Source organism: Xenorhabdus yunnanensis (assembly GCF_028598805.1).
In the GTDB taxonomy this organism is placed as follows: Bacteria; Pseudomonadota; Gammaproteobacteria; order Enterobacterales; family Enterobacteriaceae; genus Xenorhabdus; species Xenorhabdus yunnanensis.
On sequence record NZ_JAQRFI010000094.1, the window covers coordinates 1 to 5,307 of the forward strand.

The 5,307-nt window shown below is 39.9% G+C and carries 9 protein-coding genes; 3 read left to right on the forward strand and 6 right to left on the reverse strand.

Annotation, left to right across the window (positions count from 1 at the left end):
* Nucleotides 1-139: IS3 family transposase (locus tag PSI23_RS20050; RefSeq protein WP_273556735.1), on the forward strand; the 139-nt coding region annotated here is incomplete at its 5' end.
* A 14-nt stretch (nt 140-153) separates the two neighbouring features.
* Here the strand turns inward: PSI23_RS20050 and PSI23_RS20055 are convergent.
* From PSI23_RS20055 to PSI23_RS20080, 6 genes are all read right to left on the reverse strand, one after another.
* Complete coding sequence (locus PSI23_RS20055) at nt 154-690, reverse strand: DNA methyltransferase (RefSeq protein WP_273556728.1); 537 nt, start codon at nt 688-690, stop codon at nt 154-156.
* On the reverse strand, nt 653-1,621 hold the full coding sequence (locus PSI23_RS20060) for a site-specific DNA-methyltransferase (protein WP_306309646.1): 969 nt from the start codon (nt 1,619-1,621) through the stop codon (nt 653-655). The genes PSI23_RS20055 and PSI23_RS20060 overlap by 38 nt, the downstream gene beginning before the upstream one ends.
* Nucleotides 1,622-1,721: 100 nt before the next feature.
* A complete protein-coding gene (locus tag PSI23_RS20065) occupies nt 1,722-2,132 on the reverse strand; it encodes a DNA adenine methylase (protein ID WP_273556729.1) in 411 nt (136 codons plus the stop codon).
* Nucleotides 2,133-2,414 carry a DNA adenine methylase gene (locus PSI23_RS20070; protein WP_273556730.1) on the reverse strand — a complete coding sequence of 94 codons (282 nt, stop codon included), beginning with the start codon at nt 2,412-2,414 and terminating at the stop codon, nt 2,133-2,135.
* A gap of 259 nt (nt 2,415-2,673) precedes the next feature.
* Nucleotides 2,674-3,465: a DUF2829 domain-containing protein gene (locus PSI23_RS20075; RefSeq protein ID WP_273556731.1), complete on the reverse strand. Its 792-nt coding sequence runs from the start codon at nt 3,463-3,465 to the stop codon at nt 2,674-2,676.
* 274 nt (nt 3,466-3,739) lie between these two features.
* Complete coding sequence (locus tag PSI23_RS20080) at nt 3,740-3,895, reverse strand: hypothetical protein (protein ID WP_273556732.1); 156 nt, start codon at nt 3,893-3,895, stop codon at nt 3,740-3,742.
* A gap of 343 nt (nt 3,896-4,238) precedes the next feature.
* On the opposite strand from PSI23_RS20080, the gene PSI23_RS20085 reads away from it, so the two are divergent.
* A complete protein-coding gene (locus PSI23_RS20085; protein ID WP_273556733.1) occupies nt 4,239-4,646 on the forward strand; it encodes a hypothetical protein in 408 nt (135 codons plus the stop codon).
* Nucleotides 4,647-4,656: 10 nt separating this feature from the next.
* Complete coding sequence (locus PSI23_RS20090; protein WP_273556734.1) at nt 4,657-5,013, forward strand: DUF3969 family protein; 357 nt, start codon at nt 4,657-4,659, stop codon at nt 5,011-5,013.
* Nucleotides 5,014-5,307: the final 294 nt, after the last annotated feature.

A 5,307-nucleotide genomic window follows, 5' to 3' on the forward strand; every position in this document is an offset into this window, starting at 1 on the left:
TGAAAACCAGGCAGAGATGAAAAAAGATGTATTGGATTATCTGCATTATTACCATTTAACACGATTGCACACGGCCAATAATGATTTAACGCCCGTGGAATATGAAATGGCTTTCGTAAAAGTGTCCGATTTTTCTTGAGCAGAACACCCCTGTTAGTGAGTATTTGTTTGGTCTAATGTGAAAAACTTAACGCCTTGAGTGTTATCTTCTGCTGAAATGGCCGTTTTTATTCTTTTCAGGGCAATGCGGGAAATCAATTCGGGTATTAACTCCTGAGCACAATACGCTGTTGCCCCCGCATTTTTTGAGACAGGCTCAGGCAATTGAACCAGGATAAACTTTCTTCTGCCGCCATCTTTCTTATTTTGCTTTAACACAGCATGACCTGTAGAACCACTTCCGGCGAAAAAGTCAAGAATGATATCTTCACTCTCCGTGACCCTCATTAAGTGTTCAATTAAGCCTGTCGGCTTTGGATAATCAAAGACAGATGAGCCGAGCAAGGCTTCAACCTCCTGACTTCCCTGCTTCGTGGTAAAACCGGTTATGATTGTTTTTGGGTGTTCGGCGCTCCGCTTTTTAACATACTGAAGAACGCCGTTAGGTTTGAAGAAGAATTCAACAACCGGCTGTCCCTTATAGTCAAAAGTGTCATTTCCTGACAGCCAGTTTTCGATTTGGCGCTTCATGCTTCATTGTCCAATCCGCTTTTAGCGTGACCTCGCGGGCTAAGACGCCATTCTTACACTCAAATACCCCTGAGGTCACTTCAACAACTTCTTTATTTCCAAATACGGGTGGAAACGTTTTATTTTCACCCAAGAACTTGACGCCGGCAGGAAAGGTTATTTCCGACGCCGGGTTTTTAACGCTGACCTTTTTTATTGCCCGGTCAGAAATTAATCTATCATCACCCTTATAAACAATGTGGGGTAACTGAGTTCTGTCTTTTGCATAGGCCAGAATATATTCATGCTCCCGGGTAAAAATGGATGCGGAGGTTCTTCCACTCTTCCAGATAAATCTTTCAACGAAATTATCTTCACCGAATATTTCATTGCACACATTGGATAAATTAACCACTTCATGGTCATCTATCGATATAAATATCATTCCCTCATCAGATAATAAATTTCTGGCTAATTTCAATCTGGGATAAAGCATATTCAGCCAATTTGTATGACGCCGGCCCGAGGTATCATTGAACCTGTCTTTATAAATAAAATCCTTGCCTGTGTTATAGGGCGGAGCGATATAAATCATCTTTATCTTTTTGTGATAAGCCTTTTGCAGCAACTTAAGCACTTCAAGGTTATCACCTTCAATAAACAGGTTTTCCGTCGTATCCCAATTCACACTCTCTTCCTTGCATGGTCGTAGTGTGCCGGTTGATGGAGTCTGAGCTATTTGACGCGCGCGAGCCTTACCCTGCCAGATGAAGTTATAGCGCTCGTCAGAATCATCGATAGCTTCACCCAGCACCGCTTTTAAGGCGTCAAAGTCAATTTTTCCTTCCGAAAATACTTCAGGGAAAAGCTGCTTAAGTTGATCGATATTTTCTTGAGTGATATCCGCACGCTTGGACTCGGAGTAGTCCGGGATGATTTGTTCAATGGTCATCAGGGGCATTCCATTTATTGCCAACTGAGCAAAACTGGGATTGGTTCCGTTATCGGAATTCCCATATCGAGTGAATATCAAATGGTTTTGAATGGATTATTTATTTCATCATAAACAGCGATTCAATTGATGTCGTTTTTGTTCCTGAGATACCGCTAACTACCTCGCGCGACCAAATACAATCAAAATTATCGGGTGCCGTGTATTCACTAACAAAGACCGTGCAGCGGTTCGATAATTCACGCACCCAACCCCAAAACTCAGCCGTGTTAAATGCATCGCGGTATGCTATGGTATTCGCGTAGGGGGGATCACAATAAACAACAGCGCCATTCGGTATATCTAATTCCCTGTAATCGCAACACCGCAATATTACGCCATCTAATTGAGTCAACTGTCGCTGAATGTTGTTGCGAGCCTCCAATTGATGGTCACGAACACGTGATTTAGTCTGTGTTACCCCCGTATACCCGTTAAACCATCTGCCCGCGTAACTGCAGTTGAACCCCACCTATCCTGTTAGATGTGGGATTTCATCCTTGTTGCTCTTTACCGCGTAATACTGCTCTCGTGATATTTGCCCCGGAGGTTGCCAGCCAGATAACAATGCTATCCACATTTCCATCAAATATTCGTGGCTGTCAGCAGCAATAACTGTACCCGTATGAAAATCATTTATATGACTCACCATGTTCAGGCCGCCTGCAAACGGCTCAACATAAACCGTCTCTGTCGTTAAATGGTCTAGGATGAATGGCGCAATATATTTTGCGATACGTGATTTACTTCCCATGTATTTCACTGCTCCACCTCCCTCTCTGTTGGTGCAGCCAGAAAACAAAAAGGCCGCCTGAGCGACCTCGTAGTTAATAGGGTGCCGACCGTAATAGAAGTTACTGAGGTTCTGTGAGTGATTGCGGTGGCAAAATTGGTTAATGATCTATAGTCACTTCTTCTTTTCGCCCCTCAAATGAGGGAGAAAAAACGGAAAGTGGTGATAAAAAAAGCTACACCGAAGTACAACATTGAATTTAATCTATTGATTTAGCTGTTTATTTCCGTTTAATGTCTAGGCGCTTAGTTTCACCTGTTTGCTTTAACACAGCACCTAGGTTCTTCGCTTGATCACCATAATATTTAATCGAATAAACACGGCTATCGCTAGATGCAGAAGCCCTATTAGACACAGCGGCTTTATCAAGGCTGTAAGTCACATTATCAATCGTTATATAAAGGGTTTCATTTTTCAGTCCATACATCTTATCGGAATCTTGAGTATTAGGCAGAGATACACATAGTTCTATAAAAGGAAGTGAAAAATCATCAAATCTTTCTTCTCTCCAATAAAACTCCAAGATCTCCATAAAATTCTCTTTATTATGGATCATAGACAAAGAACCAAAAATCGCAGGATTATTCTTTGCATATCCCCATCCGATCCCACCGTTATTACCTACTTTACCGGTTCCTAAAGTAATATCAGCAGACAATACATCTTTTTCAGACTCAAAAAATTGCCAATCACAAGCCATCATGTCTTTTTGTGTTGGTTGCCACATTGAAAGTGGGCCATTTTCATTGCCTTTTTCAATTTGAGGGGAGAGATCCGTTCTCTCATGAGAAAAACGAATATACTCACCAACGGAATTCCAATCTTTGCGGCTCATTTCTTTTCCTATATACAATTGAATCATTGCCCATGGAAAAGAGCCAACAGGAGCGGTTACGTCATTATCAATTTCAACTATCGTATGAGTCTTATATTTAACTTTATATTGCTCAGGATCAAACAGGCATTTTTGATTAGTGTCCATATTCGCAGGATTATTAAATTCAGTCATCATTCATTCACTTTTTATTAGTTAAAAATCAAGGCAAATTCTGCCCATGTCTTAATTACCAGTGAATTTTACCTACCTTAAGTGCCTAACTTAATTAAATCCCCTTGTGTGGAAATTGATACAATTGGTTGAAATAAATGCCACGTCAGCCACCAGTCAGAGGGTAACTATTGTCTGAGAACGGGGAACATGGGCTTCACAATACCGCCATCCAGACGGTAGCCTGAGTGGATGCACCTTAAAACAGGTCTTAATGCCTCTCGAAGAGGAGCTGGAGTTACAGTAGTGAGAAATATTTACCATTCAGAAGAGCAGCATTAAATTTCCTCACCCGCTCTTCCTGTTCTTTTTTCGACAGCTTTTTTGATTCTCTCTCCGAATACAGCGTGGCTCTTGCCGCATCAGCACGAGTTGGATATTTAGAAGTGTTCATATTTATCACACCATTCAAATTCATCTTTCATGGAGGATGTTCTCTAACCCCGATCGAGGTGTTGACCATATCATCCAAAAACCAATCTAACATATTGATTTAACCGTGATATTGGTGTTGACCAACCCCGATCAGTTTGAGTTGTAAACTCTAAGATTTCACTAACCCTATAATTTTTAATAATCAACTTCATTTATCTTTTATTAATTCTTTATCCAAAGTAAATCGGTTCTGGTTTTAATTCCGTTTAGTTGAGTACTTATATAATGCTTCATATTGCATCAGAGTCATTTTAATTCTGTTGTGAGAATACTTTAAAGCTTATTTATATGAGGATCTTCTTATGAATCGATTTGCAAAGGTTTTATTTAGCGTTCTATTGGTATCGCTCTCTTTTTCGGGGCACAGCTTTCAAGCACCAGATACGACGACAAACACGCATCAAATCTCACTCACTAAAGTGGGCTGGTTGAGCTGGTTTGGTGATTCAAGTGATCTTAAGCACTTTTACAAATCAATCAAGGATGCGCCAAACTATCCGAAAGGGTTTAAAGCAGTCGTAAATGGAACGGTCAAGTATATTGTAAAAGATAAAGTTTTATTAAATAAGCTACGGAAAAAAGAAGCGGGTAAATGGTATAAAGTCTATAAAAATGGTTACAATGCCACTAATAAAAAAATCTCGATTCATTATTTTGAGGGCAGAAGCGGTCTAGTATTTGACGTTGAAGTTAAAAATGGCTGGAGTTAAAGGGGTATAGATGAAACTTTATTATAGTATTGAACAAAAACATGCCGAGAAGTTTGTTGGCCTTTTAATCTTGGGTGTGTTGTATGCTGTTGACAAAAAACTACTATCGATTGATGAGGCTGAGGGGTTTATATTTCAACCTCATGTTATAGATTCATTAAAAAAACTAAAAACATCCGATGATTTAATTGAAATTATTATATCAGGATGTGAACTAGAAAACATAGAACGTTTAGTGCCAGAACATATGCCGGAAAGCATTAATGATTTGATGCAAAGGACGGCATCAGTCATTAGAAATAGTGACGAAATAGGACGTCTGGTAGAAAAGGAAATTAAAGTAAAAGGCAAAGGCAGAAGAGGATAAATTACCCCATCCTACAGTGTATCCATCAGCTTAAATGCAATGTGGCAGTTACCCATTCTGCAATGGATGCAAGGGTGATTGTCACCTTTATCACAATATACTGACTTTTGTAATTACGCAACCTGATTGATGACTTCTTTTTGTCCGCATTTATCCAGTTCCAAAGTTACCCCTGATACCGCCAGTGTTCTGCTCAAGAAAAATCGGACACTTTTACGAAGGCCATTTCATATTCCACGGGCGTTAAATCATTATTGGCCGTGTGCAATCGTGTTAAATTGTAATAATGCAGAT

Bases quoted from the DNA above. Each gene is read 5' to 3' on its own strand.
- PSI23_RS20055 (WP_273556728.1), bottom strand. From the start codon at position 690: ATGAAGCGCCAAATCGAAAACTGGCTGTCAGGAAATGACACTTTTGAC.
- PSI23_RS20060 (WP_306309646.1), bottom strand. From the start codon at position 1,621: ATGACCATTGAACAAATCATCCCGGACTACTCCGAGTCCAAGCGTGCG.
- PSI23_RS20070 (WP_273556730.1), bottom strand. From the start codon at position 2,414: ATGGGAAGTAAATCACGTATCGCAAAATATATTGCGCCATTCATCCTA.
- PSI23_RS20075 (WP_273556731.1), bottom strand. From the start codon at position 3,465: ATGATGACTGAATTTAATAATCCTGCGAATATGGACACTAATCAAAAA.
- PSI23_RS20080 (WP_273556732.1), bottom strand. From the start codon at position 3,895: ATGAACACTTCTAAATATCCAACTCGTGCTGATGCGGCAAGAGCCACG.
- PSI23_RS20085 (WP_273556733.1), top strand. From the start codon at position 4,239: ATGAATCGATTTGCAAAGGTTTTATTTAGCGTTCTATTGGTATCGCTC.
- PSI23_RS20090 (WP_273556734.1), top strand. From the start codon at position 4,657: ATGAAACTTTATTATAGTATTGAACAAAAACATGCCGAGAAGTTTGTT.